The following is a 26,817-nucleotide window of genomic DNA, read 5'->3' as shown; positions in this document are numbered from 1 at the left end:
AGTCCTGACGACTTCGGACAGCGAGATTCTCGTCACGTCACGTCCGCTCCGGCGTGCTTCCACGCGGTTCCGGGCGCGTTTTCGGGGCATGTTCGACCGGATTCCGGCGCGCCGGGAATCGCGCGGGCGCCCGGCGCGCTGCACCCGGTGCGCCACCCGGGCGGCGGAACGGACACAGGAGGACGGAGTGCGGGTGCACGGACGAGTGCTCACGGCGGCCGAGCTGGGCGCCGACGGCCTGGGGGAGCGGGCGACGCTCGTGCAGTTCTCCACCGCCTTCTGCCAGCCCTGCCGCGCGACCCGGCGCACCCTCGCCGAGGTGGCGGCGATGGTCGGCGGCGTGGCCCACGTCGAGATCGACGCCGAGCGGCACCTGGACCTGGTGCGCGAGCTGGAGATCGTGAAGACCCCCACCGTGCTGGTGCTCGACCGGCACGGCCGGATCGTCCGGCGGGCCGCCGGGCAGCCCCGCAGGGCCGATGTGATCGCCGCGCTCGGCCATGCCGTGTGACCTGCCGTGATCCATCTCCCACATACCGGTCCGCCCTTGACTGTGCATGCCATCCGTCGTCAGGCTGACGCCGTGCCCCAGGAACTCCTTCTCCACGGGCGGGCCGACGTCGACCTGGCCCGCAACGCGAGCGCGCGCTGTCCGGGTGTCTGAGCGACCACGGACCACCGACCCGCGCCCTCCGCAGAAGGACCCCTCCATGACGGTCTTCCCCGACCTCGCCGCCCGCCGCGCCCCCGGCGCTCCCCGGCCCGCCACGCCCGACCTGCTCCGCTCCGTCTTCCGGCGGCACGCGGCGGGGGTCGCGGTGATCACGGCCGCGGGCGAGCGGCCCGTCGGCTTCACCGCCACCTCGCTGACCTCCGTGTCGGCCGACCCGCCGATGATCTCGTTCGGCGTAGGGACCTCCTCCTCGAGCTGGCCGGTCCTCGCCGAGGCCGGCCACGTCGGCGTCCACGTCCTGGGCGAGCACCAGCGCGACCTGGCCGCCACCTTCGCGCGCAGCGGCGCCGACCGGTTCGCGGAGCCGACCCGCTGGCGCCCGGGCCCGGAGGGCGTGCCGGTGCTCGAAGGGGTGCTGGCGTGGCTGGTGTGCCGGGTCGTGGCCCGTGTCCCGGCCGGTGACCACCGCCTCGTGGTGGCCGAGGTCGTCGCCGGGGACCCGGACGGTGCGGGCCGTCCGCTGCTGTACCACGAGGGGCGCTTCAACGCTCTGCGGGACTGAGAGATCCCGGTTACGGAGCGTTGGCAAGGTCACAGTTCAAAGCGCTTGCTTACCGGGAAAGCAATCGGTGTACTGACGAGTAATATTCCGGTAGGGGCGTCCGACGCCCCGAGCGGAAACCGTCCCATCAGGCGCCTATGCTGCGTGCAACAAGGCAGCCCAGTTATGACGATGTGTAGGAGAGCCGGCGTGAGCTTGAGGATCGTTGTCTGTGTGAAGTACGTGCCCGACGCCACCGGCGACCGGCACTTCGCCGATGACCTGACCGTCGACCGCGACGACGTCGACGGCCTGCTGTCGGAGCTGGATGAGTACGCGGTCGAGCAGGCGCTCCAGATCGCCGAGGAGGCGGACGACGCGGAGATCACCGTGCTGACCGTCGGCCCCGAGGACGCCAAGGACGCGCTGCGCAAGGCGCTGTCCATGGGCGCCGACAAGGCCGTCCACGTCGAGGACGACGACCTCCACGGCTCCGACGTCATGGCCACCTCGCTGGTGCTCGCCAAGGCCGTCGAGAAGACCGGTTACGACCTGGTCATCTGCGGCATGGCGTCCACCGACGGCACCATGGGCGTCCTGCCCGCGATCCTCGCCGAGCGCCTGGGCGTCCCGCAGGTCACCCTGCTCTCCGAGGTCTCGGTGGAGGACGGCCTCGTCAAGGGCCGCCGCGACGGCGACAGCGCCTCCGAGCAGCTCGAGGCGTCCCTGCCGGCCGTCGTGTCCGTGACGGACCAGTCGGGCGAGGCCCGCTACCCGTCCTTCAAGGGCATCATGGCCGCCAAGAAGAAGCCGGTGGAGTCCCTGGACCTCGACGACCTGGACCTCGACGCCGACGAGGTCGGCCTCGAGGGCTCCTGGACCAAGGTCGACTCGGCGGCGGAGCGTCCGGCCCGCACGGCCGGCACGATCGTCAAGGACGAGGGCGAGGGCGGCAAGCAGCTTGCCGAGTTCCTCGCGAGCCAGAAGTTCATCTAAGGCTCGCGCGAGCCACTCACCCGCCCCAGACTCTTCGCATCGCAGGAGATTGAAGTCCCATGGCTGAAGTTCTCGTCTACGTCGACCACGTGGACGGCGCCGTCCGCAAGCCCACCCTGGAGCTGCTGACCCTCGCCCGTCGCATCGGCGAGCCCGTCGCCGTCGCCCTGGGCTCGGGCGCCGAGGCCACCGCCGCCACGCTCGCCGAGCACGGCGCGGTCAAGGTCCTCACCGCCGACGCCCCCGAGTTCGGCGACTACCTCGTCGTACCGAAGGTGGACGCCCTCCAGGCCGCGTACGAGGCCGTCTCCCCGGCCGCCGTGCTCGTCCCGTCCTCCGCCGAGGGCAAGGAGATCGCCGCCCGCCTGGCGGTCCGCATCGGCTCCGGCATCATCACCGACGCCGTCGACCTCGAGGCCGGCGACGAGGGCCCGGTGGCCACGCAGTCCGCGTTCGCCGCCTCCTTCACCACCAAGTCCCGCGTCTCTAAGGGCACCCCGGTCATCACGGTCAAGCCGAACTCGGCCCCCGTGGAGGCCGCCCCGGCCGCCGGCGCCGTCGAGGCCCTCGCCGTCTCCTTCTCCGAGAAGGCCACCGGCACCAAGGTCGTCTCCCGCACCCCGCGCGAGTCGACCGGCCGCCCCGAGCTGACCGAGGCCGCGATCGTGGTCTCCGGCGGCCGCGGTGTCAACGGCGCCGAGAACTTCTCGATCATCGAGGCGCTCGCCGACTCCCTCGGTGCCGCCGTCGGCGCCTCCCGCGCCGCCGTCGACGCCGGCTGGTACCCGCACTCCAGCCAGGTCGGCCAGACCGGCAAGTCGGTCTCCCCGCAGCTCTACATCGCCTCCGGCATCTCCGGCGCGATCCAGCACCGCGCCGGCATGCAGACCTCGAAGACCATCGTGGCCATCAACAAGGACGCCGAGGCCCCGATCTTCGACCTGGTCGACTACGGCGTCGTCGGCGACCTGTTCCAGGTCGTCCCGCAGCTCACCGAGGAGATCAAGTCCCGCAAGGGCTGACCCTCCACGCAGGGCTGACCTGCGGCGTCCGAAGACGGCTCCGGGGCCGCGCGGTGAATCCACCGCGCGGCCCCGCGCCGTTGGGGCCACCATTGACGCATGTCATGGCCACCCATTAACTTCACCATACGGATTGTTGATTCCGTGTAGTGGAATATTGGAGGGTGTGGGAATGGGTCAGCAGGAGAAGGCGGCAACGAGCCTCGCGGGCGCGGTCAGCGAGGGCATCAGCGCCTCCCTCGTCTCGGTCGACGAGGAGCTCGCCCGCCGCTACCCGGGCGACCCCGGCACCCGCCAGCCGGTCCACACCGTGTACGTGCCCGGCGAGGTCTTCGAGGCCGGAACCATCCGCTCCTGGGGCGACCAGGCCCTCGCCATGCTCGACGAGCACGCCCCCGACGCCGCCTCCCTCGCGGCCGTCCTCGGCCTCGACGACCGGCTCGCCGACGACGTCCACGCGCGCGTGCGCGCCAAGCTCGAGCGCGAACCCATCGAGGACCTCCGCGTCGACTTCGAGGACGGCTACGCCGGCAAGGACGAGGACACCGACGCCGGCCGGGCCGCCCGCCTGATCTCCGAGGCGTACGAGCAGGGCACGGCCGCCCCGTACATGGGCATCCGCATGAAGTGCATGGAGGCCGCCGTACGCGACCGGGGCATCCGCACCACCGACGTCTTCCTCACCGGCCTCATGGAGCGCGGCGGCCTGCCCGAGGGCCTCGTCCTCACCCTCCCCAAGGTCACCTACCCCGAGCAGGTCGCCGCCTTCGTACGGCTGCTGGAGGCCTTCGAGAAGGCCCACGGCCTCCAGGACGGGCGCCTCGGCTTCGAGATCCAGATCGAGACCAGCCAGGCCATCCTCGCCGCCGACGGCACCGCCACCGTCGCCCGCATGATCGACGCCGCCGAGGGCCGCGCCACCGGCCTGCACTACGGCACCTTCGACTACAGCGCCTGCCTCGGCGTCTCCGCCGCGTACCAGGCCAGCGACCACCCGGCCGCCGACCACGCCAAGGCCGTCATGCAGGTCGCCGCCGCCGGCACCGGCGTACGCGTCTCCGACGGCTCCACCAACGTCCTGCCGGTCGGCCCCACCGAGAAGGTCCACGACGCCTGGCGCCTGCACTACGGCCTCACCCGCCGCGCCCTCGCCCGCGCCTACTACCAGGGCTGGGACATGCACCCGGGCCACCTGCCCACCCGGTACGCCGCCGTCTTCGCCTTCTACCGCGAGGGCTTCGAGCAGGCCGCCAAGCGCCTGTCCGCCTACGCCAACCAGGCCGGCGGCGACGTCATGGACGAGCCCGCCACCGCCAAGGCCCTCAGCTCCTACCTGCTGCGCGGCATCGACTGCGGCGCCCTCGACACCGACGAGGTCGCCCGCCTCACCGGCCTGACCCGAACGGACCTGGACGGCTTCGCCGCCCCCCGCCGCGGCGACCTGACCGCCACCGCTCAGTAACCCCCGGCGCCCCCGTCGGCGCTGTCACACCGGCCCCGTACTCTGTACGCGTTCATCGACCTGACGTGTACAGAGGAACGGGGCAGCGGTGTCATCGGGGGAGAACGAACTGATCGCCGGGCGCTACCGGGTCGTCCGGCAGCTCGGCCGCGGCGGCATGGGCGTCGTCTGGCGCGCCGTGGACGAGGTGCTGGGCCGCGAGGTCGCCCTCAAGGAGCTCCGTACGTACACGGACTCCTCCGGTCACGAGCTGGCCGACCTTCGGCTGCGGATGCAGCGCGAGGCCCGGGCCGCCGCGCGCGTGCGCCATCCCGGAGTCATCTCCGTGCACGACGTCGCCGACCACCAGGGCCGCCCGGTCATCGTCATGGAGCTCATCGACGGCCCCTCCCTCGACGACGTCCTGGGCGAGCGCGGCGTCATGGACCCGCGCGAGGCCGCCGCGATCGGCGCCAAGGTGCTGGAGGCGCTCGACGCCGCCCACGCCGTCGGCGTGCTCCACCGTGACGTCAAGCCCGGCAACGTCCTGCTGGACCGCGGCGGCAGGGTCGTCCTCACCGACTTCGGCATCGCCGCCATGGAGGACCCCGGCGACGGCTCCGCCACCCACCTCACGCGCAGCGGCGAGATCGTCGGCTCGCTCGACTTCCTGGCGCCCGAGCGGGCGCAGGGCCAGGAACCGGGCCCGGCGTCCGACGTCTGGGCGCTGGGCGCCACGCTGTACGCGGCGGTCGAGGGCGCGTCGCCCTTCCGGCGCACGTCCACCTGGTCGACGCTCAGCGCCATCGTCGGCGAGCCGCTGCCCGAGCCGCGGCGGGCGGGCCCCCTCGGCCCCGTCCTCGGGCAGCTCATGGACAAGGACCCGGCCGGGCGGCCGGACGCCGCCACCGCGGCGCGGCTGCTGGCGGCCGTCGCCGAGGGCCGCGAGCCCGGGCACGGCCCCGTGGCCCCGGCGTACGTACCGACCGAGCGCACCGTCCTGCCGCACCAGCCGCACGGCTTCGGCCCGGCGACGCCCGTGCCGCCCGCAGCCGCTCCCGCGCCCGTGCCCGCGCCCGCCCCGGCCCCGGTGGCTCCGGTGGCCCCGGCGGCTCCGGTGGCCCCGGCCGCGCGGAAGAGCCGCGCCAAGGTCCTCGTCGCGGCGGCGACGGCGGCCGTCCTGCTGGCCGGGGAGGCATCACGTACGCCTTCATGGGCAACGAGAAGACGGCCACGACCCAGGAGCTGGCCGACGGGCGGACCGATCAGGGCGAGTCGCCCGCCGGGCGCCCCCTGGACGCGGGCGCCGGACCGTCCGCCTCCGGCACGACGCCCGGCACCAAGCCGTCCGCGTCCGCGCCGACGGCCGCGAAGTCCTCCACGGCGGCGGACGAGCCGCGCGCCTCCGCCCCCGGCGCGGCGGCCGACGGCGGAGCGGAGGCGGACACCGGCGGCGCGGACGGCCAGGGCTCCACCGGTGGCGGCTCGGGCACGACCGGCGGCTCCGGAACCGGCACGGACGCGACGGCCGGGGGGACCGGCGGCGCGGGCTCCCCGGGCGGCGGCTCCACCACGACCGGCGGGGCGGACCCGGCTACCGCGCCCGTCTGCCACTCCATAGGCGGCGGCAAGTACAACTGCCAGGTGTGGCGCACCGCCACGTCGTACCGGGCCGACGGCAGCCAGGCCGGCACCCTCAACGCGGGCACCAACTACTTCTACTGCCAGGCCAACCTCGGCCGCCGCGAGACGTACGGCGAGTGGACCAACGTCTGGTGGGCCAGGACGGACGACGACAGCGGCAACACCGGTGTGTACGTCAGCGACGTCTACATCCAGGGCGGCGACAACGACCAGCCGCTGCCGGGCCTGCCGGTCTGCTAGCGGGTCTCAGGAGGGCGGCGCGATCTCGCCGGAGCCGCGCGGGATCAGCACCGTGTCCAGCACGGTACGGGCCGGGGCGTCGTCGAAGCCGTCCAGCCGCCTGAACAGCCGCTCCGCCGCCGTGCGCCCCAGCGCGGCGGCGTCCTGCGCGATCACGGTGATGCCCAGCAGGTCGGCCAGCTCGATGTCGTCGAAGCCGACGAACGCCACCGGCCGCTCCCGCCCCGCCAGCTCCCGCACGACGGTCACCGTCACCCGGTTGTTGCCCGCGAACACGGCCGTCACCGGTTCCGGACCGGCGAGCATCGCGGCCGTCGCCTCCCGTACCCGCTCCGGTTCCGTCGAACCCAGCGACACCCAGGCGTCGTTCACCGCCAGCCCGGCGTCCTCCATCGCGGCGCGGTAGCCCCGCAGCCGCTCCACGGCGGTGTGGATGCGCGGCTGGTCGCCGATGAAGCCGATCCGCCGGTGCCCGTGCGCGATCAGGTGCGCGACGCCCGCGCGGGCACCGCCGAAGCTGTCGGACAGCACGACGTCCGCGTCGATCCGCCCCGCCGGGCGGTCCACGAAGACCGTCGCGATGCCCGCCCTGATCTCCGGCTCCAGATAGCGGTGGTCGTCACCGGCCGGGATCACGATCAGCCCGTCGACCCGGCGCGCGCACAGCGCCAGGGCCAGTTCCTGCTCACGGTCCGGGTCCTCGGCGCTGGAGCCGTTGATGAGCAGGGCGCCGTGCGCCCGGGCGACCTCCTCCACGGCGCGGCTGAGCGGGCCGTAGAACGGGTCGGCGAGGTCCTCCAGGACCAGGCCGATGGAGGCGGTGCGCCCCTTGCGCAGCACCCGGGCGCTGTCGTTCCGCCGGAAACCGAGGGCCTCGATCGCCTCCTGGACGCGGCGCTCGGTGTCGGCGGTGACGCCCGCTTCGCCGTTCACCACGCGGGAGACGGTCTTGAGCCCGACACCGGCGCGGGCGGCCACGTCCTTCATGGTGGGCCGGGTGCCGTAGCGGTGGGCGGGGTGGCGGGCGGTCTCGGCCACGGTGCGCTGTCCTGTCGTTCGTCGTTCGCCGTCCGGCGTGCGGGTGCATGTGCGAGGCTGTGGCGTCGAGCATAGGCCCTGGACAACGTTGTCAGCGCGGGAGAGACTGAGTGGACGGTTCTTGAACCGCTCTTGAACGACGCCCTGAAACCGCCGGTCCGCCACCGTCCTCGGCCTTCACGCTCACGGGGGAACCCACACCGATGCATTCCGACCTCGTCGCCGCGCTCGACATCGGCGGAACCAAGATCGCCGGCGCGCTGGTGGACGGTGCGGGCGGCATCCTGCTCCGGGCGCGGCGGCCGACCCCGGCGCGCGAGGACGGCGAGACCGTGATGGGCGCGGTCGAGGAGGTCCTCGCCGAGCTCGCGGCCTCGCCGCTGTGGCCCGGGGTCCGCGCCGTCGGCATCGGCAGCGCGGGCCCGGTGGACGCCTCGGCGGGCACCGTCAGTCCCGTGAACGTCCCGGGCTGGCGCGGCTACCCCCTCGTGGAGCGGGTGCGCCGGGCGACCGGCCTGCCCGTGGACCTCGTCGGCGACGGCGTCGCCATGACGGCCGCCGAGCACTGGCTGGGCGCCGCGCGGGGCCATGACAACGCGCTGTGCATGGTGGTGTCCACCGGCGTCGGCGGCGGGCTCGTGCTGGGCGGCCGCCTCCACCCCGGGCCCACCGGTAACGCCGGTCACATCGGGCACATCAGCGTCGACCTGGACGGCGACCCGTGCCCGTGCGGGGCGCGCGGCTGCGTCGAGCGGATCGCCAGCGGCCCCAACATCGCGCGCCGCGCCCTGGACAACGGCTGGCGCCCGGGGCCCGACGGCGACACCACGGCCGCCGCGGTCGCCGCGTCCGCCCGGGCGGGCGACCCGGTCGCCGCCGCCTCCTACGAGCGCGCCGCCCGGGCGCTCGCGGCCGGCATCGCCGCCACGGCGACGCTGGTCGAGATCGACATCGCGGTGATCGGCGGCGGGGTCGCGGGCGCCGGCGAGGTGCTGTTCGCCCCGCTGCGGCGGGCCCTGCGCGACTACGCCACCCTCTCCTTCGTACGGCGCCTCACCGTCGCCCCGGCGCTCACCGGCACGGACGCCGGCCTCCTCGGCGCGGCCGCCGCGGCGACCCCGCGCGACCCCGCGGGCGCGACCTCCACCGCCTGAGCGGCCATCTGCCCCGGCCGTGCCCGCCCACCAGGCGGCGTGGAAGGGCACGGCCGTACGCCGCGCGGGGAGCCGTCAGGAGGCGGTGGCCGACGGGCGGGGCTGGGGGACGACCACCAGGAACGCGTCCGAGGTGAGGTCCATGACCACCTCCGCCGCGAGGCCCTCCTCCCGGCGTGCCTGGGCGAACTGCTCCGCCGGCCAGGAGCCGTGCGGGCCGCCCGCCGGGAACCTCTCCAGCACCATGCGTGTCATCACGTACCCCCTGTCCATCACCTGCTCCAACGACACTCCACGCCGGAGTGTCACGGCTCGGCAGGCATCTCTTCGTACGGTGAGACGTTTCTGGTGCCCCGTCGGCCGCGACGGAAGCGCAACAGCCCGGCCACAGTTGTGTGCGCGATCGGACACCCCCCTGCCCGGACGGGTTTCCGTGGGAGGGTGTTGCGGGCAAGCCACTGGGGGCTACGGAGGAGGGGGAACCGTGATCGTCTGGATCAACGGTGCGTTCAGTGCGGGCAAGACCAGCGCCGCGCGCGAACTGGTCGATCTGATCCCGAACAGCACCGTCTACGACCCCGAGGTCATCGGCGGTGCGCTGCGCCACCTGCTGCCGCAGAAGCGGCTCGCCGAAGTGACCGACTATCAGGACCTGCCGATGTGGCGGCGCATGGTCGTGGACGCCGCCGCCGCGATGCTCGCCGAGATCGGCGGGGTGCTGGTGGTGCCGATGACGCTGCTGCGCCAGGAGTACCGCGACGAGATCTTCGGTGGCCTGGCCGCCCGCCGGATCGCCGTACACCACGTCCTGCTGACACCGGACGAAACGATACTGCGCGGGCGTATCGCCGCTCGTGAGGAGTTCGAGGACGACCCGGAGGGCAACGAGCGCGTCCGGCAGTGGGCGTACGACCACATCGAGCCGTACCGCGCGGCGCTCGGCGGCTGGCTGGCCACCGACGCGTACGCCGTCGACAACAGCCGCCTCACCCCGGCCCAGACCGCGCGGGCCATCGCCGACGCCGTCAGCGGCGGGGCGGCCGGCGCGTGCGGGATCGTGCAGACACCGGAGCCGACCGGGGAGACCCTCGCCGCCGGCGTGCTGCTCTTCGACGAGCAGGACCGCGTACTGCTCGTCGACCCCACCTACAAGCCCGGCTGGGAGTTCCCCGGCGGGGTCGTCGAACGCGGCGAGCCGCCGGCCCGCGCCGGCATGCGGGAGGTCGCCGAGGAGATCGGGCTCGAACTGGACGCCGTACCCAGGCTCCTGCTCGTCGACTGGGAACCGCCGCGCCCGCCCGGGTACGGCGGTCTCCGGCTGCTCTTCGACGGCGGCCGGCTCACCGCCGCCCAGGCCGGCGGAGTGCTGCTGCCGGGTGCGGAGCTGCGGGGCTGGCGGTTCGTCACCGAGGGGGAGGCGTCCGCCATGCTGCCCCCCAACCGCTACGAACGGCTCCGCTGGGCCCTGCGCGCCCGGGAACGCGGCACCGTGCTGAACCTGGAGGCCGGCGTCCCGGTCGGGTGAGCGACGGTCGGCCGGGGGCGGCCGCGCGACGACCGGGGAACCCCTGCCACGCGCCTTCGGGCGCCTACGGCCGTACGGCGCCGACGGCGGCGTCCCGCTCGGCAGCCTCGCGCAGCGCGGCCGCCGCACCGTCCGTCACCGGGTCGCCGTGCCCGCAGCACACCGTCTCCGGCGCCAGGGCGGCGAGCCGCCGCATGGACGCCGCGGCCCGCGGACGGTCCACGTGGAAGACGCCCAGGGTCACCTGCCCCACCGACGCCACGGTGTCGCCCGTGAACAGCACGCCGTGCCGCGGCAGGTGCACCGCGATCGAGCCGTCCGTATGGCCGGGCGTGTGGACGACACGGGCCCCGTCGCCGAAGCCGAGGTCGTCCCCGTCCGCGACCTCGCGGTCCACCCGGGTGGGCGGCGCCACCGGCACCGTCCTCGCCTTCTCGTACAGCGGCACCTCCCAGTCGAGCAGCACGGGGTCCGGGACGGGCGCCTCGCCCCGGACGACCGGCGCGTCCAGGGCGTGCGCCACCACCTCGGCGCCGTACCGCGCGGCCAGCTCGCCCGCCGCGCCCACGTGGTCCCCGTGGGCGTGGGTGAGCACGATCCGCCGCAGGCCCTCCGGTCGGAGGCCCCGGCTCCGTATCGCCTCCCCGATCAGCGGCGCCCCGCCCGTCCAGCCCGCGTCGATCAGGGTCAGGTCGTCGTCCCCGTCGGCCCAGACGTACGCCTGCCCGATCGGGAAGCGCAGCATGAGCAGGCGGGGCCGTACCTCGATGACATCCATGTTCATGGTCATGCCGTGAACGTAAGCACCCCGCGCCGCCGGGGGGCCTCCACTCTGCTGTGCGCTGATCCGCCGTCGGCTCAACCGCGTCCGGAGGTGGCGTAGTTCAGCAGGAACACCGCCTCCGCGACCGACATCCGCTCCAGCTCGTCCGGCGACACGCTCTCGTTCACGGCGTGGATCTGCGCCTCCGGCTCGCTCAGCCCGATCAGCAGGATCTCGGCGTCCGGGTACAGCCCGGCCAGCGTGTTGCACAGCGGGATCGACCCGCCCATGCCCGCCACCTGCATCTCCTGGCCCGGGTACGCCACCCGCAGCGCCTCGGCCATCGAGGTGTACGCCGGGCTCGTCACGTCCGCGCGGAACGGCTGGCCCTGCCCCACCTGTTCCACCGACACGCGCGCGCCCCACGGCGTGTGCGCCTCCAGGTGCGCGGTGAGCAGCTTCGTCGCCTCGGCGGCGTCCTGCCCCGGCGGCACGCGCAGGCTGATCTGGGCGCGCGCGGTGGCGTGGACGGACGGGGTGGCGCCGACCACCGGCGGACAGTCGATGCCCATGACCGTGACGGCCGGGCGCGCCCACAGCCGGTCGCCGACCGAGCCGTGACCGATGAGGTCCACGCCGTCGAGCACCTTGGCGTCCTTGCGGAAGTCCTCGGCGGGGTACTGGAGACCCTGCCACTCGCCCTCGGCCTCCAGCCCGTCCACGGTCGTCGACCCGTCCTCGGCCCGCAGCGAGTCCAGTACGCGGATGAGCGCGGCCAGCGCGTCCGGCGCCGCCCCGCCGAACAGCCCCGAGTGCAGGTTGCCCTGGAGGGTGTCCACCGTGACCCGCACCATGGTCATCCCGCGCAGCGTCGCCGTGACGGTCGGCAGGCCCGCGCGGAAGTTCCCCGCGTCACCGATCACGATCGCGTCCGCCGCCAGCAGCTCGGGGTGCGCCTCCGCGTACCGCTCAAGTCCGCCCGTGCCCTGCTCCTCCGAGCCCTCGGCTATGACCTTGACGCCGACCGGGACGCCACCGTTGGCCTTCAGGGCGCGCAGCGCCAGCAGGTGCATGATGAAGCCGCCCTTGCAGTCGGCGGCACCGCGCCCGTACCAGCGGCCGTCCTCCCGCTCGGTCAGCTCGAACGGCGGAGTGACCCAGCCGGCCGGGTCGAGCGGCGGCTGCACGTCGTAGTGCGCGTACAGCAGCACCGTCGGGGCCCCCTCGGGGCCGGGGAGGTAGCCGTACACCGAGGGCGAACCGTCCGGGGTGTCGAAGACCGACACGTCCTGGAAGTCCTCCGCCCGCAGCGCGTCCGCCACCCAGTCGGCCGCCGCCCGGCACTCGCTCGGCGGAAACTGCGCCGGATCCGCCACCGACTGGAACGCCACCAATTCCGTGAGCTCCGCCTTCGCGCGGGGCATCAGGGAAGCGACGGTCTCGGCGATCGGCGGGATCGGCCGGGTCGGCTGGGCGGTCATGGGCACGCTCCTGGTGGGTGCGACGTTGAGAGTGGCGTTGCGTGTGTTGTTGTATCGCGAACGCGTGTCCGATCCTCCCACAGTGGGTGACGACGGCCCGCGCCGTAGGATGCGATCACAGGCATGGGACAGGACCGGGATCACTCGGGATCGATCAGGATCACTTGTGATCGTCCGGAGTCGTCAGGCATCACTCGGGATCAGTCGGGATCAGGAGCAGAAGCACATCGTGAGCAGCGAGAACGCAGACGCCGGTAACGAGTACTCCGCGCCGGTGTGGGATGTCGTCGTGGTCGGCGCGGGACCGGCGGGAGCCTCCGCGGCCTACGCGGCGGCCGTCGCGGGCCGCCGGGTGCTGCTCCTGGAGAAGGCGGAGCTGCCGCGCTACAAGACCTGCGGCGGCGGCATCATCGGCCCGTCGCGCGACGCCCTGCCGCCCGGCTTCGAACTGCCGCTGCGGGACCGCGTGCACGCCGTGACCTTCTCCCTGAACGGCCGGTTCGCCCGTACGCGGCGCTCCAAGCGGATGCTGTTCGGGCTGCTCAACCGTCCCGAGTTCGACGCGGGCCTGGTCGAGCAGGCCCAGAAGGCGGGCGCCGAACTGCGTACGGGCGCCACGGTGTCGCGCGTCGAACAGCACGGCTCGGCCGTGCCGGACCGGCGTACGGTCGCGGTCGTACTGGCCGACGGGGAGGTCGTGCTCGCCCGGGCCGTCGTCGGCGCGGACGGCAGTGCCAGCCGCATAGGGGCGCACGTCGGGGTCAAGCTCGACCAGGTCGACCTCGGCCTGGAGGCGGAGATCCCGGTTCCGGAGACGGTCGCCGAGGACTGGGCCGGGCGGGTCCTCATCGACTGGGGGCCGATGCCGGGCAGTTACGGATGGGTGTTCCCCAAGGGGGACACGCTGACCGTCGGCGTGATCTCGGCGCGGGGCGAGGGGCCGGCCACCAAGCGGTACCTGGAGGATTTCATCGCCCGGCTGGGGCTCGCCGGTTTCGAGCCCGCCATCTCGTCCGGCCACCTGACGCGGTGCCGCAGCGACGACTCGCCCCTGTCGCGCGGACGGGTGCTCGTCTGTGGCGACGCGGCCGGACTGCTGGAGCCGTGGACCCGTGAGGGCATCTCCTTCGCGCTGCGCTCCGGGCGCCTGGCGGGGGAGTGGGCGGTGCGGATCGCCGAGGCGAACGACGCCGTGGACGCCCGGCGCCAGGCCCTGAACTACGCGTTCGCCATCAAGGCCGGGCTGGGCGTGGAGATGGCGGTCGGGCGCCGGATGCTCGCCCTGTTCGAGAAGCGGCCGGGACTGCTGCACGCCACCATCACCGGGTTCCGCCCCGCGTGGCGCGCCTTCACGGACATCACCCGTGGCGCCACGACCCTGGCCGGCCTCGTCCGGAACTCCGCCGTGGCCCGCCGCGCCATGGACGCCCTGGACCGCCGGCAGTAACGGGGCGGGTGACCCACGGGCGGCGCGGGCGGCTGCCGGGGCCGGCCGCGTGCGCGGTCAGCTCGACGTTATGCGGAACACCGGGTGCCTGGGCGCGATGGCGCGCAGGTCCTCGTCGGGGGAGTCCGGGCCGACGCCCTTGAAGAAGAGGCCGACTTCGGCCTTCCAGCGCCTGAGGTAGGCCCGCAGCAGGGCGGGCTTGTCGTCGTCCCCGACCTCCACGGCGGTGAACGCCTCGACCCGCTTGCCCAGGTGCAGCTCGCCGCCGCCCGCCGCCCGCATGTTGTGCGTCCACTGCACGTGTCCGCGCGGGGCGACCAGGTACCGGGCGCCGTCGACGGTGAGCACGTTGACCGGCGTACGCCGCCACTCGCCGCTCTTGCGGCCGCGCACCGCCAGGACGCGGGAGCCCCAGACGCTGATGCCCCGCCGGGTCATCCAGGCGACCGCCCGGTTGACGACATGGATGGTGAACCAGCCGGGCCTGATGACGTGCTGGGACTCCGCGGACATGGGGCGACCTCCAAAGTGTGAGCACTGCTCTCGGTTGAGAGCAGTGTGCACGGAAGCAGTGCACCAAAGCAAGAGCAGTGCTCTCGTTTCAGTGCACCGATCCGAAAGGTGGCAGACTGCTCTCCATGAACACCGTGCGAGGAGCCAGGGCCCGGGCCCGTGTCGAAGTCACCGCCGCCATCAAGGACGAGGCGCGCAGGCAGCTCGCCGCCGAAGGCGCCGCGAAGCTGTCCCTCCGTGCCGTCGCCCGTGAGCTCGGCATGGTCTCCTCCGCCCTCTACCGCTACTTCCCGAGCCGCGACGACCTCCTGACCGCGCTCATCGTCGACGCCTACGACGCGATCGGCGCCGCCGCCGAAGCCGCACTCGCCGACGTGGATGCCGGTGCAGGCCGTGGTGCCGGTACTCGTGCCTCTGCCGGGGTCGGTGCCGCACCCGCCGGTGCGGGTGCCGGTGCCGGAGCGAAGGGCACCCCCGTGGACGGAGCCCGTGCCGGTGCCGGAGCGAAGGGCACCCCCGCAGCCCGTACCGGTGCCGGGGGTGCCCCCGCCCCCCGCGCCCGCTGGACCGCCGTCTGCCGGGCCGTCCGTGCGTGGGCCGTGGCGCACCCCCACGAGTACGCCCTCATCTACGGCTCGCCCGTGCCCGGCTACTCCGCCCCGCAGGCCACGGTCGCCCCGGCCTCCCGCGTCGCCCACGTGCTGCTCGCCGTCCTCCGCGACGCCCACCGCTCCGAGGGTGTCGCGCCGCCGCCGCTGGCCGAGGGCCTCCGCGCGGAGGCGGACCGCCTCACGGCCGACCTCGCGCCCGACCTCCCGCCCGCCCTCGCCGTCGCCTTCGTGAACGCGTGGTGCCAGTTGTTCGGGCTCATCTCCTTCGAGGTGTTCGGCCACTTCGCCGGGGTCGTGGAGGAGGCCGAGACCTTCTTCACGCACTCCGCCGACCGGCTCGGCCATGAGCTGGGGCTCCTGCGGTGACGCCCGCCCCGCCGCGTCCTGGGCCCTCCACCGATTAGGCAGTTACCTAAGCCCCTCGTCATTTGCCTAAAGGCTTTAGGCAGCGCACAATCGAGTGCGTCGATCGAGTGCGTCGAACGAGTGCGGCGAACGAGTGCGGCGGACGGGAGGAGCGGTCATGGTGCGCGCGGGGCTCTCCGCGGAACGGCTGGCCAGGGCCGGTGCGGAGCTGGCCGACCAGGTCGGCTTCGAGCAGGTGACCGTCTCCGCCCTCGCCCGGCTGTTCGACGTCAAGGTCGCCAGTCTCTACTCGCACGTCCGCAACTCCCGCGACCTCAAGACCCGGATCGCCCTGCTCGCCCTGGAGGAACTCGCCGACCGGGGCGCCGCCGCGCTGGCCGGACGCGCCGGCAAGGACGCCCTCGCGGCCCTGGGCAACGTCTACCGGGACTACGCCCGGGAGCACCCGGGCCGCTACGCCGCCGCCCAGTTCCCACTGGACGCGGAGGCGGCCGCCGCGAGCGCGGGCGGCCGGCACGCGGCGATGACCCGGGCGATCCTGCGCGGCTACGACCTGGGCGAGCGGGACCGGACGCACGCGGTCCGGCTGCTCGGCAGCGTCTTCCACGGTTACGTCAGCCTCGAACTCTCCGGCGGGTTCAGCCACAGCGCCCCCGACTCGCAGGAGAGCTGGGAACGCATCCTCGACGCCCTCGACGCCACGCTGCGGAACTGGCCCGCGCACTGAGCGCACCCCCCGCCCACCCACGTCGACCCCCAGGCCGAGCCATGCACACCGATGACCCCCGGGCCACCACGCCCGACACCGCAGCCGACGCCGCGCCCGGCGCCACGCCCGCGACCGCACCCGACACCACCCCGACGCCCATCACCACGCCCATCACCGCGGACCTCCTCCGGGGCGCCCTCGATCTGGAGCCCACCCAGGACGGCGTACTGCCGCACCGGCTGCCCGCCTGGGCCCGCGCCCAGTGCCCCGACGGACAACTGGCCATGGCCGAGGCCCAACCCTCCGGCGTACGGCTGGTGTTCCGCACCCGCGCCACCGCCGTCGAACTGGAGACGCGGCCCACCAAGCGCGTCTACACCGGCGCCCCGGCCCGTCCGGACGGCGTGTACGAACTGCTCGTCGACGGTCGGTGGGCCGGACGGGGAAGCGTCGGCGGCGGCAACACCCTCACCATCGACATGACCACCGGGACCGCGATCCGGTCGCCCGGCCCGTCAGGGACCCTCCGCTTCACCGGCCTGCCCGGCCGCGCCAAGCACGTCGAGATCTGGCTGCCGCACAACGAGACCACGGAGCTCATCGCCCTGCGCACCGACGCCCCCGTCGAGCCCGCACAGGACCGGGGCCGCGAGGTGTGGCTGCACCACGGCAGTTCGATCAGCCACGGCTCCGACGCCGCCGGCCCCACCACCACCTGGCCCGCGCTCGCCGCCTCCCTCGGGGGTGCGGAGCTGGTCAACCTGGGCATGGGCGGCAGCGCCCTGCTCGACCCGTTCACCGCCCGGACGATGCGGGACACCCCCGCCGACCTGATCAGCGTCAAGATCGGCATCAACCTGGTCAACACCGACGCGATGCGCCTCCGCGCCTTCACCCCCGCCGTCCACGGCTTCCTCGACACCATCCGCGAGGGCCACCCCACGGCACCGCTGCTGGTGGTCTCCCCGATCCTGTGCCCCATCCACGAGGACACCCCGGGCCCCAGTGCGCCCGACCCCGCCGCCTTCGCCGCCGGACGGCTCCGCTTCCGCGCCATGGGCGATCCGGCGGACCGCACGAGCGGAAAACTGACCCTGGGCGTGATCCGCGACGAGCTGTCCCGGATCGTGGCGCAGCGGGCCTCTCAGGACCCGCACCTGCACTATCTCGACGGCCGCGACCTCTACGGCGAGCCCGACCACGCCGAACTGCCGCTGCCCGACGGGCTCCATCCGGACGCCGCCACCCACCGCCGCATCGGGGAACGCTTCGCCGCGCTGGCCTTCGCCCCGAACGGTCCCTTCCGCGCCAACGGCGCCGTACGTTCCCAGGAGTAGGAGCGCCCCGGCACCCGGCACCCGGCCCCCCGGCCCACGCGCCGGCCCTGGTACGCCCCGGACCTACGCGCCGGGCCCGGTACGCCCCGGCCGGTCCGGCAGGCCGTCCGGCCCGGCGCCGAAGCGCCACAGCACCCGCGCCACCCGCGCGACGAAGCCCAGCCCCGCCACCGCCGCGGCCACCATCAGCGTCCCCCGTGCCGCGCCGCCCTCCAGGCCCAGGACGAGCACGGGCGCGGCGCACAGGCCGAACAGCGCCGCCGCCAGGAACGCCGCGGTCAGCAGCGCGTACCCGATCTCGACGGTCATGGCGTCACGTTGAGCCTGTGTTCGATTCCCCATGGGCTGAGTGTCACAAGTGCGCGGCCGGTGGGCAAGGACATCGCCCACCGGCCGCAGGTCGCAGGTCGCGTGACGGCAGGTCAGTCCCCTACGCCGACGGGCTCGGCCTGCTCCGCCGCCGTGCCGGCGGTGCTGCCGTCACGGCCGGCGGGACCGGTCGACTTCGCCACCACGAGCGAGGGCTGCGAGGCCGGTGTACGGCGGCCTCGCCGCAGCCCCGTGAGGGTGATCAGCAGCCCGGCCACGGCGATCGCGGTGACCACGGCCAGACCCGGGCGGAAGCTGTCCAGGACCGCCTGCGGGGAGGCGGACGCACCGCCCTCGTGGCCGCCCGCGGTGATCACGGCGGTGACGACGGCGAGGAAGATGGCGCCGCCCACCTGGATGGAGGTGTTCAGCAGCCCGGACACCATGCCCTGCTCGTCGTCGTCCACGCCGTTGGTGGCCTGGATGTTGAGGGACGGGAAGGTCAGGGCGCAGGCGGCGCCGAGGAGCAGCATCGAGGGCAGGATCACGGCCGCGTACCGCGGCGTCAGGTCGACCTGCAGGAAGATCGCGTACGCGAGGACCAGCAGCGTGAAGCCCGTCGCGATCACCCGGGGCGTTCCGAACCGGTCCACCACGTCACCGATCTTCGTCGAGGAGAGCGCCACCAGCACACCGGCCGGCAGGAAGGCGAGCGCCGTCTGGAGCGCGCTCCACCCCAGCAGCGACTGCATGTACTGCGTGACGATGAACTGGAAGGCGACGTACGAGCCGAAGAACGCGGCGGCGCCGAGCTGGGCGCGCAACTGCGGGCCGGACCGGAGGACGCCGAGCCGCAGCAGCGGGCTCGCGCTGCGCCGCTCGATGGTGACGAAGGCGGCGAGCAGGACGGCGGTGGCCAGGAACGACAGCAGCGTGCGCGCGGAGGTCCATCCCGCTTCGGGCGCCTGGACGACGGTGAACACCAGCAGCAGCATGGCGGCGGTTCCGGTGACGGCGCCCGGGACGTCGTAGCCGCCGCGCGTGTCCTCGCGGTCGCTGTGCGGGATCAGCCTCAGGCCGGCGACCAGGGCGATGAGCGCGATGGGCGCGGGCAGCAGCATGGTCCAGCGCCAGCTCAGTTCGGTGAGCAGGCCGGACAGCACCAGCCCCATGGAGAAGCCGGTGGCGGCGCAGGTGGTGTAGATCGACAGGGCCCGGTTGCGCTGGGGGCCCTCCTTGAACGTGGTGGTGATGATCGACAGTCCGGCCGGTGCGGTGAACGCGGCACTCAGTCCCTTGATGAAGCGGCTCGCGATCAGCAGCGGTCCGGAGTCGACGAGTCCGCCGAGCAGGGAGGCGAGCGCGAAGACGGCGAGGGCGATCAGGAAGACCCGGCGGCGGCCGAGGAGGTCGGCCGCGCGGCCGCCGAGCAGCAGGAGACCGCCGTAGCCGAGGATGTAGCCGCTGACGACCCACTGGAGGGTCGCGGTGGACAGGCCGAGATCGGTGGCGATGGACGGCAGGGCGACACCGACCATCGAGACGTCGAGGGCGTCGAGGAACATCGCGGCGCAGAGCACCAGCAGGGTCCCCCAAAGGCGGGGGCTCCAGCGGTCCTCCGTGGCCGAACGCGCGTCGGGGGAGGGGACGTTGAGCGGAGAGGTCATGCGCAGCACAGTACATGCACGTGCATTGAATGCAAGTGCATTTAATTCCGATGCAACAATCGGTGTCTTTCCTGCTAACGTGACTCCATGGCTGTGAAGACGTCCGAGCGCGCGCTCGTGGAACAGTGGCGCGACGTGCTCGCCCTGCACGCCCGCACGACGTGCGAACTGGACCGCGCTCTGCACGGGCTCGGGCTCGGCGCCAGCGACTTCGAGGTCCTCGACGTGCTCGCCGAGGGCGCGGCCGAGGACGGCGGCTGCGCGTACCGCGTACAGGAGCTCGCCTCCCGTGTGCACCTCAGCCAGAGCGCCCTGTCGCGGCTGGTCGCACGGCTGGAGAAGGACGGCCTGGTCACCCGAGGCATGTGCAGCGAGGACCGGCGCGGCGTGCGGGTCGCCCTGACCGACGCGGGCCGCGCCCGGCACGCCGAGGCGCGGCCCCTCCAGCGTGCCGTGCTGAGCCGGATGCTCGCCGAGGGGCCGGACCCTACGACCAGGTGATGGCGGACGTCTCCCGCCACAGTCGGGCCGGCCGGTCGTCCCCGGTGAGGGTCACGGCCTCGACGGGGAGCCGGTTCCACAGAGTCGGATACAGCCGCGCCGCCGGTCCGCTCAGCTCGCAGTCGGCCGGCCCGTCGGCCGTCCGCACCGCACGCGGCGCCCCGTCCGACAGGCGCACGGTCCACACGTCACCGGTGTCCGTCGCCCGTACGCGAAGGACGGCGGGCTCCGCCGTGCGCACCCGGCTCTTCTCCCGGGCGTGCATGCCGCACAGCAACTCGTCGATCCCGTCGGCGGCGAACGCCGGCTCCGGCTCGGGCTCCGGCATCCGCGCCACCGCGCCCAGGGCCGCCTGCGCGTCCATCCGGTGCACGGCCGTCTCGTGCGCCTGACGCCGTGCCCAGAACGCGCGCGGCGAGGGCGCGGGCAGGAAGGCCCAGCATTCCAGGGAGTCGGGCGCCTCGGTCAGCGCGGTGACCAGCCGGCCGTGGCCCTCCCGGAACCAGGCGACCAGCTCGGCGCCGTCCAGGTCAGGTTCGGCCTCGGCCGGGTGGTACGAGGTGTGCCCCTCCGTGACGAAGGCGGTGGCCCACCGGTGCACCATGCCCGTGTGCCGCAGCAGGTCCCGCACCTGCCAGCCGGGACACGTCGGGACCGGCGCCCCGGTCCCCGCCCGTTCGGCCGCGTCGGCGAGCAACTGCCCTTCGGTGGTCAGGTACTTGATGTGCTCGGTGATCTCCATGTCGCGATTCTGCCAGCCGGGCCGTCAGGCGCGCGCCGCCACCGGAGCACCCCCGGTCAGGGCCGCCCGGCCGCCGAAGCGCCGCGTGCCGCGTACCCGATCACGGCCGCGCCCGCGGCGAGGACCGCCACCGTCGTCAGCGCGACCGGCAGGGAGAACCAGTCGGCGAGGAACCCGATCGCGGGCGGCCCGAGCAGCATCCCGCCGTAGCCCAGGGTGGAGGCGGCGGCCACCCCGCCGGGGCCCGCCACGGCACCCGCCCTGGCGACGGCGACGGGGAAGATGTTCGCCAGGCCCAGCCCCGTCACGGCGAAGCCGAGCAGCGCGAGCCACACCGTCGGCGCCAGCGCGCCCAGCAGCATGCCGGTGGCCGCCGTCGCGCCGCCCGCCACCAGGGTGCGGGTCTGGCCGAGCCGCTCCAGCATCGTGGTGCCGGACAGGCGGCCGGCGGTCATGGCGAGGGCGAACAGCGAGTACCCGGCGGCCGCCACGCCGGGGTGGGCGTGCAGGTCCTGCTCCAGGTGGAGCGCCCCCCAGTCGGCCAGCGCCCCCTCTCCGTACGCCGTGCACAGCGCGATCACCCCGAAGACGGTCACCGGCCGCCGCGACCTGCCGTCCATGCGGCCCGGCGCGCGCTCGTCGGCGGGCACCGTCTCCGGGACGGTGGGGGAGGGGTGGCGGAGGAGCACGGGGCCGGCGACGGCCGTCAGCACCAGGCCGGCGACCGTGAGGCCGAGCAGGTGCGCGGTGGGGGAGAGGCCGCCCGCGACCAGGCCGCCGAGTCCGGCGCCGAGCATGCCGCCCAGGCTGAACGCGGCATGGAAGCTCGGCATCACGGGGCGGCGCAGCGCGGCCACGAGGTCGACGGCGGCGCTGTTCATGGCCACGTTGATGCCGCCGTACGCGGTGCCGAAGACCAGCAGGACCAGGCCGAGGGCGAGCGCCGAGTGGGTCAGCGGCGGCAGCGCGATGCTGAGGCTGAGCAGCACCGCCGAGGCGACGGTCACCGGATGGCTGCCGAAGCGCCGGCAGAGGCGGCCGGTGAGCGTCATGGTCACGACCGCGCCGGCCGATACGCCGAGGAGGGCGAGTCCGAGGTCACTGGCGGAGGCTCCGGTCTGCTGCTTGATGGCCGGGATGCGGACCACCCAGCCGGCGAACAGGAAGCCGTCGAGGGCGAAGAACAAGGTCAGGGCGGTGCGGAGGCGGGCCAGGGTACGCGGGGCGGTGTCTCCGCCCGCTTCCCCCGGTACGGCCGTCGGTAGTTTGTTTAGGTGCGGCACAAACTCAGGATAGGGGTCGGCGGCGGCACCCTTCAACCACGGGGGGTGGGTGGGGGAGCTGTGCCGTCGGCAGTGGGGCGGTGCGGGCCGGGGGCGGGTGGGGGTTGCGCCGGATGCCGGCTACGGGGTGCGCGCCGGGTATCAGGTGCCGGGCGCCGGGGGCGGCCATCGGGCAGTGGGGCCAGGTGCCGGGCGCCGGGGATCGGTACCGGGGCGGCCGGGCGCCGAGTTCCCGGGAGTGTGCGTTCCCGCGCGCCCCCACGGGCCGGGTGTCGCCCCCGCCCGTGGCCGGGCGCCGGGGGCGGCCACCCGTACCTGGCCCGGTGCCGGGGGACGGGGCGCGGGCCCGAGGCCCCGGCGCGGGCACGGCACGGGCACGGGGCCCGAGCGCCCGGTACGGGCACGGGCACGGGGCCCGCGTGGCCGTGCCGCCCCGGCCGGCCCGGGAAGGGGATCAGCCGGTGCGGTTGCCCTTCGGCTTGCCCCGCTGGTCCGGGGTGCCGTGCGGCGGCGGGCTCATGGGCTCGGGCGACGTGGCGGGCGAGACCGGCGAGCCGCCGTGGCCGTGACCGGCCGCTTCCGGTTTGAACGCCGCCGGGTTGCCGCCGGACAGGGGGGCTCCGGCGTCGAGCTGCCGCTTCCGGGCCGTCAGGACCTGGACGACCATCGGACGGTCGGCGTGCTCGTGCTCGTAGTGCAGCAACTGGTCGAGCTCGGGGACGCCGAGCGACCGGACGCGGTGCTCCAGCGTGCCGACCGACAGCTCGTCGTAGTCGGGCAGCGGAAGTGCGCTGCGGTCAGAGGTGCTCATCGGGATCCTCCCTGTGTCTCGTGGACCGTCTCGTCGACCGGCTACTCGTGGACCGTCTCCCGGACCTCGTCGACGACGTGCTTGTCCAGCGCGGCGCGCACCAGCGCGGCGGCCAGCGCGGGCAGTTCCTCCTTCCCCGCCAGTCCGGCCAGTGCCTCCGGGTCCGCCGGGAGCCCCAGCCGCCTCGCGCCGTCCAGCGTCTTGCCGTCCAGGTACGGCGCCAGCTCCGGCCACACGCCCTGTGCCTCCCGCAGGAAGATGTCGGCACCGGCCGGGCCGATCCCCGGCACCTCCTGGAGCAGGTCGCGCAGGCGTTCCACGTCGCCGCCGGCCCGGTCGCGCAGCCGTCGCAGATCGCCGCCGTACTCGTCGAGGACCAGCTCCGCGGCCTTGCCGAGCTGGGTCGCGGTCCGCTCGTCGTAACGCCGGTAGCCGCCCTCGCCGAGCGCGTCCACCCGCTGCTGCCAGGTGGCGTCGCGCATGTGCCTCGCGTCCCGCATCCCCGCGTCGAACAGGGCGCGCGCCGCCGCGACGGCCGTGTCCGCCCGGATGCGCGCGCTCAGCAGATGGGCCAGGACCAGCAACTGGTACAGCGGCTGCGGGGTGTCCCTGAGGTGGACCCCGGCCTGCTCCGCGTAGGTACGGCCCTCCTCGTCGAGCAGGACCCGGACCGTCGTCTCTCCGTCGGGGCGTGCCATGGAACCTCCCGGAACCTCTCGCGGCCTCCGGCGACCGGCCGCCACGGGCGATCGGCCTCCGGCGACCCTGCCGCCCGCAGTACCCGTCCACGACCGGCCGAAACAGCACCGCCCCGCCGGGCGGGTCCCTGGATCATGGGAGACTCGCCCCCATGAACGGCAAGGCGACCACGACCCGATCCCGGCTGGACAGAGGCCGCAGCGCGCTCGGCCCCGCGCTGGAACTGGTGCACACCGGGCGGGCCCCCACCCGTGCCGTCCTCACCGCCGAGCTGGGCGTCACCCGCGCCACCGCCGGAGCCGTCGCCGCCGAACTGGAAGCCCTCGGCCTCATCCGCGTCGACTCCCGGCCGGGTGCCGCCGCCGGGTCCCAGGGCCGGCCCTCCCACCGGCTCATCGTCGACGAGGGCGGGCCCGTGGCGCTCGCGGCCCAGATCCACGCCGACGGCTTCCGCGCCGCCCTCGTCGGCCTGGGCGGCCGCATCGTGGCCACCGCACCCGGCTGCGTGACCGTCTCCGAGGACCCGGCCCAGGTCCTGGCCGCCGTCGTCGGGGCGGGCGCGGACCTGCTGCGCGAGAGCGGGCGCCGCTGCGTGGGCGCCGGGCTCGCCGTCCCCTCCGCCGTCGCCGAACCGGACGGCACCGCGCTCAACCCCCTCCACCTCGCCTGGCCGGCCGGGGCGCCCGTCCGGGACGTCTTCGCCGAGCTGGTACGACAGGCCGGCATCGACGGCCCCGCGTTCACCGGCAACGACGTGAACCTCGCCGCCCTGGCCGAGCACCGGCACGGCGCCGGGCGCGGCGCGCAGCACCTGCTGTGCGTCGCCACCGGCCACCGCGGCGTGGGCGGCGCCCTCGTCCTCGACGGGCGGCTGCACACCGGCAGCTCCGGCCTGGCCCTCGAAGTGGGCCACCTGACCGTCAACCCGGAGGGCCGCCCGTGCTACTGCGGCAGCCGTGGCTGCCTCGACGTCGAGGCCGACCCGCTCGCCTTCCTCACGGCCGCCGGCCGCGAGCCCGGTCCCGAGGTCTCCCTGCTCCAGCAGTCCCGCGACCTGCTGCGCGACCACGCCGACGCCCCGGGCGTCCGGGCGGCCACCGAGGAGCTGATCGACCGCCTCGGCCTCGGCCTGGCCGGTCTGGTCAACATCCTCAACCCCGACCGCATCATCCTGGGCGGTCTGCACCGCGAACTGCTCGCCGCCGACCCCGAGCGGCTGCGCGCGGTGGTCGCCGACCGCAGCCTGTGGGGCCGCAGCGGCGGCGTACCGATCCTGGGCTGCACGCTGGACCACAACAGCCTCGCCGGCGCTGCCGAACTGGCCTGGCAGCCGGTGCTGGACGACCCCCTCGCCGCCCTGGGCCGCCCGGCCGCGTAGGGCCCCGCCCGCAGCGCGAGACCCGGCCGGACACGCAGGGCCGCTCCCGGCCGGGGTTCACAACAGGTGCGGGGCGTGCGCCCTGACCGCCTCAAGCAACTGCCGGAGCGACGGATTCACCAGGGCCGTCCCCGCCACGCGCACCGTCGGCACGGTCTCGTTGCCGTCGGCCACCGACCGGACGTAAGCCGCCGCCTCGGGGTCTTTCCAGATGTTCACCTCGGTGTACCGCAGCCCGGTGAAGCGCAGTTGGAGACGCAGCTTCATGCAGTACGGACAGCCGGGCCGCCAGTGGACGACCACGTCCTCGCGGTCCTCGCGGTCCTCGCTCACGACTACCCCCTCCGTCACCGCGAGCGTACTCGCCACGGTGTAAGGGCGGTGTCACCGCCGGTACGACCACGAGGGCACCCGCCCCCGGCGCCGGTGCCGTCACCGACCGCACCGCACGACCGCACACCCCCGTGGCGCCGCCATCGCCGGGGCGCTCCCGGCGGCCGGTCACCGAAGGCTCTCCACCACGGCTTCGCGGCCGGTGGGACCGGCGAGCACCCGTACGGGAACCGTGCGGCCGCCCCGCCCCCGGCAGGATACGGGCGCCCGGCCCCCGCGCCGGCCCTCTGCGCCGGGCGTGCCTCCACGTCCGGCGCCCGCCCGGCGGGCGGGCCGTGCGCGGCCCTCGTGTGCCCGGTCAGCCCGCCACGGCCGGCCGGGCGGTGGCCCGTTCACGTACCGCGTCCGCCGCGTCCGCCAGGTCTCCGAAGGGCACCGCGCCCGTGAAAGGTCCGCTGGTGGCCGCTCCGTACACCGGGAGGGGCGGTATGGGCAGGGGCGTGGACGTGGGCGCCGGGAGGGTGAACCACACGACCTTCCCGGAGTCGCCCTGGGGCCGGGCGCCCCAACTCTCGCTGACGGCCTCTATCAGGGCCAGACCACGGCCCGAAGTGGCCATCGGGTCGGACGTGTTGACCGCGGGAAGGCGGGGGTCGTGGTCGTGGACCGAGACCGTCAGCCGGTCGAGCATGAACTCGATCTCGACGGTGCACACCTTGTCCGGCTGGGCGTGTTGGTGAACGTTTGTCAGGAGCTCGGTGACACCGAGCGCGGCCTTCTCGATCAGACAATCGAGATTCCAGTAGCGCAATTGCGCTGAAACGATTCTGCGGACCTGACCGATCCGCGACGGCAGGGCTTGGAGCTCTACCGTGCACTGCCTGCTTGCCTGGCTGATCACGGCTGCGACTCCCCGAAATAGGTCCGGAAGAAGACGGAGATCGGATCCAGTGGTTGGCTGGCTGATGGTCCGGCGGGCTGGATCGCAGCGTCACCGCCGGTGCACCCTGGGTAGTGATGTCAGTCCAGCGTGGACCAGGGGTGACCGCTCCGCAACTCGCGGCGACCGGTTACCCGTGGGTCCCTGGCGTCACTTCTGTCGGCGCGCGGCCCTGTCAGTCCCGGCCGCCGCCCGCCCGGCGTACGGCCTCCAGCAGGCGCCCGGCCACGGCCGTCGCCGCCGCGCTGTCGGGCCGCCGGCCGCGCTGGCCCATGGTCAGCCGGTACCGCGTCCCGTTGAGGGTCGCCACCATCGCGTCACCGCCGCCCGCGAACCAGGGCCTGCTCGCCCTGACCGCCCGTACCGGGGCGCTGTCGATCACCCGTCCGTAGCTGGTCAGGAGCGCCAGCCTGCCGTCCTTGATCAGGACCTCGCCCGCCCGGGTCAGCGAACGCGGCCACCGTTCGATTCGTACGCCGGTGGCGCTGAAATCGGCCTCGGCCATGTCGTACCCAGCCCCCTTCGCGCAGGTTTATCCGGTCAGTCTGCACAAGGACGCGCCCATGCACCAGGGCGCGTCGCCGATGCGCCCCTGCGCCCCCTGCGACGCGAGGGGGCGCGTGGGGGCGCCCCCTGCAAGCGTTCCCTATGGG

At 74.2% G+C, this 26,817-nt stretch carries 27 protein-coding genes and 1 pseudogene; 14 read left to right on the top strand and 14 right to left on the bottom strand.

All coding sequences use genetic code 11. The features are described from left to right. Positions 1–187: 187 nt before the first annotated feature. The 6 genes and pseudogenes from E2B92_RS03905 to E2B92_RS03880 all read left to right on the top strand — a co-directional run bounded on the left by E2B92_RS03905 (position 188) and on the right by E2B92_RS03880 (position 6,557). Positions 188–511, top strand: coding sequence for a TlpA family protein disulfide reductase (locus tag E2B92_RS03905; protein WP_235023676.1), 324 nt, complete (start codon positions 188–190; stop codon positions 509–511). A gap of 199 nt (positions 512–710) precedes the next feature. Continuing rightward, on the top strand, positions 711–1,235 hold the full coding sequence (locus tag E2B92_RS03900; protein ID WP_126883371.1) for a flavin reductase family protein: 525 nt from the start codon (positions 711–713) through the stop codon (positions 1,233–1,235). Between the two features lie 189 nt (positions 1,236–1,424). Next, a complete protein-coding gene (locus E2B92_RS03895; RefSeq protein WP_126883370.1) occupies positions 1,425–2,210 on the top strand; it encodes an electron transfer flavoprotein subunit beta/FixA family protein in 786 nt (261 codons plus the stop codon). Between the two features lie 59 nt (positions 2,211–2,269). After that, positions 2,270–3,232, top strand: coding sequence for an electron transfer flavoprotein subunit alpha/FixB family protein (locus E2B92_RS03890; RefSeq protein WP_126883369.1), 963 nt, complete (start codon positions 2,270–2,272; stop codon positions 3,230–3,232). A 172-nt stretch (positions 3,233–3,404) separates the two neighbouring features. Then, positions 3,405–4,694, top strand: a complete 1,290-nt coding sequence (locus tag E2B92_RS03885) for a DUF6986 family protein (protein WP_126883368.1) — start codon at positions 3,405–3,407, stop codon at positions 4,692–4,694. An 88-nt stretch (positions 4,695–4,782) separates the two neighbouring features. Next, positions 4,783–6,557: pseudogene (locus E2B92_RS03880) on the top strand (serine/threonine-protein kinase). A gap of 6 nt (positions 6,558–6,563) precedes the next feature. Here E2B92_RS03880 and E2B92_RS03875 read toward each other — a convergent pair. Next, a complete protein-coding gene (locus E2B92_RS03875; protein WP_126883367.1) occupies positions 6,564–7,595 on the bottom strand; it encodes a LacI family DNA-binding transcriptional regulator in 1,032 nt (343 codons plus the stop codon). Positions 7,596–7,798: 203 nt separating this feature from the next. On the opposite strand from E2B92_RS03875, the gene E2B92_RS03870 reads away from it, so the two are divergent. Next, complete coding sequence (locus E2B92_RS03870; protein WP_126883366.1) at positions 7,799–8,749, top strand: ROK family protein; 951 nt, start codon at positions 7,799–7,801, stop codon at positions 8,747–8,749. Between the two features lie 75 nt (positions 8,750–8,824). Here the strand turns inward: E2B92_RS03870 and E2B92_RS03865 are convergent, their stop codons facing one another. Continuing rightward, positions 8,825–9,004, bottom strand: a complete 180-nt coding sequence (locus E2B92_RS03865) for a hypothetical protein (protein WP_185923487.1) — start codon at positions 9,002–9,004, stop codon at positions 8,825–8,827. A 229-nt stretch (positions 9,005–9,233) separates the two neighbouring features. Here E2B92_RS03865 and E2B92_RS03860 point away from each other — a divergent pair, with 229 nt between their 5' ends. Next, a complete protein-coding gene (locus tag E2B92_RS03860; protein ID WP_126883364.1) occupies positions 9,234–10,274 on the top strand; it encodes an NUDIX hydrolase in 1,041 nt (346 codons plus the stop codon). 64 nt (positions 10,275–10,338) lie between these two features. Here E2B92_RS03860 and E2B92_RS03855 read toward each other — a convergent pair whose 3' ends face one another. Further along, positions 10,339–11,052, bottom strand: a complete 714-nt coding sequence (locus tag E2B92_RS03855) for an MBL fold metallo-hydrolase (protein ID WP_126883412.1) — start codon at positions 11,050–11,052, stop codon at positions 10,339–10,341. Between the two features lie 80 nt (positions 11,053–11,132). After that, on the bottom strand, positions 11,133–12,518 hold the full coding sequence (locus E2B92_RS03850) for a dipeptidase (RefSeq protein ID WP_126883363.1): 1,386 nt from the start codon (positions 12,516–12,518) through the stop codon (positions 11,133–11,135). Between the two features lie 229 nt (positions 12,519–12,747). On the opposite strand from E2B92_RS03850, the gene E2B92_RS03845 reads away from it, so the two are divergent. Next, positions 12,748–13,965 (top strand): geranylgeranyl reductase family protein, encoded by a 1,218-nt coding sequence (locus tag E2B92_RS03845; RefSeq protein ID WP_235023675.1) that lies wholly within the window; start codon positions 12,748–12,750, stop codon positions 13,963–13,965. Positions 13,966–14,022: 57 nt separating this feature from the next. On the opposite strand, the gene E2B92_RS03840 is transcribed toward E2B92_RS03845, so the two are convergent. Further along, the gene (locus tag E2B92_RS03840; RefSeq protein ID WP_126883362.1) at positions 14,023–14,478 is read right to left on the bottom strand and encodes a nitroreductase family deazaflavin-dependent oxidoreductase; all 456 of its coding nucleotides are present in this window, start codon (positions 14,476–14,478) and stop codon (positions 14,023–14,025) included. A 125-nt stretch (positions 14,479–14,603) separates the two neighbouring features. Here E2B92_RS03840 and E2B92_RS03835 point away from each other — a divergent pair, with 125 nt between their 5' ends. The 3 genes from E2B92_RS03835 to E2B92_RS03825 all read left to right on the top strand — a co-directional run bounded on the left by E2B92_RS03835 (position 14,604) and on the right by E2B92_RS03825 (position 17,501). Beyond that, positions 14,604–15,455 (top strand): TetR/AcrR family transcriptional regulator, encoded by an 852-nt coding sequence (locus E2B92_RS03835; RefSeq protein WP_126883361.1) that lies wholly within the window; start codon positions 14,604–14,606, stop codon positions 15,453–15,455. A gap of 157 nt (positions 15,456–15,612) precedes the next feature. Beyond that, complete coding sequence (locus tag E2B92_RS03830) at positions 15,613–16,182, top strand: TetR/AcrR family transcriptional regulator (RefSeq protein ID WP_133087387.1); 570 nt, start codon at positions 15,613–15,615, stop codon at positions 16,180–16,182. A 41-nt stretch (positions 16,183–16,223) separates the two neighbouring features. Further along, positions 16,224–17,501 carry a GDSL-type esterase/lipase family protein gene (locus E2B92_RS03825; RefSeq protein ID WP_126889270.1) on the top strand — a complete coding sequence of 426 codons (1,278 nt, stop codon included), beginning with the start codon at positions 16,224–16,226 and terminating at the stop codon, positions 17,499–17,501. Between the two features lie 63 nt (positions 17,502–17,564). Here E2B92_RS03825 and E2B92_RS03820 read toward each other — a convergent pair whose 3' ends face one another. Both E2B92_RS03820 and E2B92_RS03815 read right to left on the bottom strand, forming a co-directional pair. Next, positions 17,565–17,843, bottom strand: a complete 279-nt coding sequence (locus tag E2B92_RS03820; protein WP_126889271.1) for a DUF6332 family protein — start codon at positions 17,841–17,843, stop codon at positions 17,565–17,567. 80 nt (positions 17,844–17,923) lie between these two features. Continuing rightward, the gene (locus E2B92_RS03815) at positions 17,924–19,477 is read right to left on the bottom strand and encodes an MFS transporter (RefSeq protein WP_126889272.1); all 1,554 of its coding nucleotides are present in this window, start codon (positions 19,475–19,477) and stop codon (positions 17,924–17,926) included. An 87-nt stretch (positions 19,478–19,564) separates the two neighbouring features. Here E2B92_RS03815 and E2B92_RS03810 point away from each other — a divergent pair, with 87 nt between their 5' ends. Then, positions 19,565–19,978, top strand: a complete 414-nt coding sequence (locus E2B92_RS03810; protein ID WP_126889273.1) for a MarR family winged helix-turn-helix transcriptional regulator — start codon at positions 19,565–19,567, stop codon at positions 19,976–19,978. Here the strand turns inward: E2B92_RS03810 and E2B92_RS03805 are convergent. The 4 genes from E2B92_RS03805 to E2B92_RS03790 all read right to left on the bottom strand — a co-directional run bounded on the left by E2B92_RS03805 (position 19,965) and on the right by E2B92_RS03790 (position 23,512). Next, positions 19,965–20,720 (bottom strand): maleylpyruvate isomerase family mycothiol-dependent enzyme, encoded by a 756-nt coding sequence (locus E2B92_RS03805; RefSeq protein WP_126889274.1) that lies wholly within the window; start codon positions 20,718–20,720, stop codon positions 19,965–19,967. The genes E2B92_RS03810 and E2B92_RS03805 overlap by 14 nt on opposite strands. Positions 20,721–20,776: 56 nt before the next feature. Beyond that, positions 20,777–22,003 carry an MFS transporter gene (locus E2B92_RS03800; protein WP_126889275.1) on the bottom strand — a complete coding sequence of 409 codons (1,227 nt, stop codon included), beginning with the start codon at positions 22,001–22,003 and terminating at the stop codon, positions 20,777–20,779. A gap of 454 nt (positions 22,004–22,457) precedes the next feature. Continuing rightward, positions 22,458–22,814, bottom strand: coding sequence for a hypothetical protein (locus E2B92_RS03795; protein ID WP_126889105.1), 357 nt, complete (start codon positions 22,812–22,814; stop codon positions 22,458–22,460). Between the two features lie 41 nt (positions 22,815–22,855). After that, positions 22,856–23,512 (bottom strand): endonuclease, encoded by a 657-nt coding sequence (locus tag E2B92_RS03790; protein ID WP_126889106.1) that lies wholly within the window; start codon positions 23,510–23,512, stop codon positions 22,856–22,858. A 152-nt stretch (positions 23,513–23,664) separates the two neighbouring features. Between E2B92_RS03790 and E2B92_RS03785 the strand changes: the two genes are divergently transcribed. Continuing rightward, entirely contained in the window at positions 23,665–24,891 is a 1,227-nt protein-coding gene (locus E2B92_RS03785) for an ROK family protein (RefSeq protein WP_126889107.1), read from the top strand. 57 nt (positions 24,892–24,948) lie between these two features. On the opposite strand, the gene E2B92_RS03780 is transcribed toward E2B92_RS03785, so the two are convergent. The 3 genes from E2B92_RS03780 to E2B92_RS03770 all read right to left on the bottom strand — a co-directional run bounded on the left by E2B92_RS03780 (position 24,949) and on the right by E2B92_RS03770 (position 26,669). After that, entirely contained in the window at positions 24,949–25,224 is a 276-nt protein-coding gene (locus E2B92_RS03780) for a mycoredoxin (protein ID WP_260604443.1), read from the bottom strand. Positions 25,225–25,582: 358 nt separating this feature from the next. Continuing rightward, the gene (locus E2B92_RS03775; protein WP_126889108.1) at positions 25,583–26,125 is read right to left on the bottom strand and encodes an ATP-binding protein; all 543 of its coding nucleotides are present in this window, start codon (positions 26,123–26,125) and stop codon (positions 25,583–25,585) included. A gap of 214 nt (positions 26,126–26,339) precedes the next feature. After that, complete coding sequence (locus E2B92_RS03770) at positions 26,340–26,669, bottom strand: hypothetical protein (RefSeq protein ID WP_126889109.1); 330 nt, start codon at positions 26,667–26,669, stop codon at positions 26,340–26,342. Positions 26,670–26,817 lie beyond the last annotated feature (148 nt).

The organism is Streptomyces sp. WAC05374, assembly GCF_004353505.1.
In the GTDB taxonomy this organism is placed as follows: Bacteria; Actinomycetota; Actinomycetes; order Streptomycetales; family Streptomycetaceae; genus Streptomyces.
Note: the sequence above shows the minus strand (reverse complement) of the source record. Positions and strands in the feature narration are given on the sequence as shown.

Coding starts and splice junctions, on each gene's coding strand:
- E2B92_RS03900 (WP_126883371.1), top strand. CDS start 711: ATGACGGTCTTCCCCGACCTCGCCGCCCGCCGCGCCCCCGGCGCTCCC.
- E2B92_RS03890 (WP_126883369.1), top strand. CDS start 2,270: ATGGCTGAAGTTCTCGTCTACGTCGACCACGTGGACGGCGCCGTCCGC.
- E2B92_RS03885 (WP_126883368.1), top strand. CDS start 3,405: ATGGGTCAGCAGGAGAAGGCGGCAACGAGCCTCGCGGGCGCGGTCAGC.
- E2B92_RS03870 (WP_126883366.1), top strand. CDS start 7,799: ATGCATTCCGACCTCGTCGCCGCGCTCGACATCGGCGGAACCAAGATC.
- E2B92_RS03865 (WP_185923487.1), bottom strand. CDS start 9,004: ATGACACGCATGGTGCTGGAGAGGTTCCCGGCGGGCGGCCCGCACGGC.
- E2B92_RS03855 (WP_126883412.1), bottom strand. CDS start 11,052: ATGGATGTCATCGAGGTACGGCCCCGCCTGCTCATGCTGCGCTTCCCG.
- E2B92_RS03850 (WP_126883363.1), bottom strand. CDS start 12,518: ATGACCGCCCAGCCGACCCGGCCGATCCCGCCGATCGCCGAGACCGTC.
- E2B92_RS03840 (WP_126883362.1), bottom strand. CDS start 14,478: ATGTCCGCGGAGTCCCAGCACGTCATCAGGCCCGGCTGGTTCACCATC.
- E2B92_RS03835 (WP_126883361.1), top strand. CDS start 14,604: ATGAACACCGTGCGAGGAGCCAGGGCCCGGGCCCGTGTCGAAGTCACC.
- E2B92_RS03830 (WP_133087387.1), top strand. CDS start 15,613: ATGGTGCGCGCGGGGCTCTCCGCGGAACGGCTGGCCAGGGCCGGTGCG.
- E2B92_RS03825 (WP_126889270.1), top strand. CDS start 16,224: ATGCACACCGATGACCCCCGGGCCACCACGCCCGACACCGCAGCCGAC.
- E2B92_RS03820 (WP_126889271.1), bottom strand. CDS start 17,843: ATGGGGAATCGAACACAGGCTCAACGTGACGCCATGACCGTCGAGATC.
- E2B92_RS03815 (WP_126889272.1), bottom strand. CDS start 19,477: ATGACCTCTCCGCTCAACGTCCCCTCCCCCGACGCGCGTTCGGCCACG.
- E2B92_RS03810 (WP_126889273.1), top strand. CDS start 19,565: ATGGCTGTGAAGACGTCCGAGCGCGCGCTCGTGGAACAGTGGCGCGAC.
- E2B92_RS03805 (WP_126889274.1), bottom strand. CDS start 20,720: ATGGAGATCACCGAGCACATCAAGTACCTGACCACCGAAGGGCAGTTG.
- E2B92_RS03795 (WP_126889105.1), bottom strand. CDS start 22,814: ATGAGCACCTCTGACCGCAGCGCACTTCCGCTGCCCGACTACGACGAG.
- E2B92_RS03790 (WP_126889106.1), bottom strand. CDS start 23,512: ATGGCACGCCCCGACGGAGAGACGACGGTCCGGGTCCTGCTCGACGAG.
- E2B92_RS03785 (WP_126889107.1), top strand. CDS start 23,665: ATGAACGGCAAGGCGACCACGACCCGATCCCGGCTGGACAGAGGCCGC.
- E2B92_RS03770 (WP_126889109.1), bottom strand. CDS start 26,669: ATGGCCGAGGCCGATTTCAGCGCCACCGGCGTACGAATCGAACGGTGG.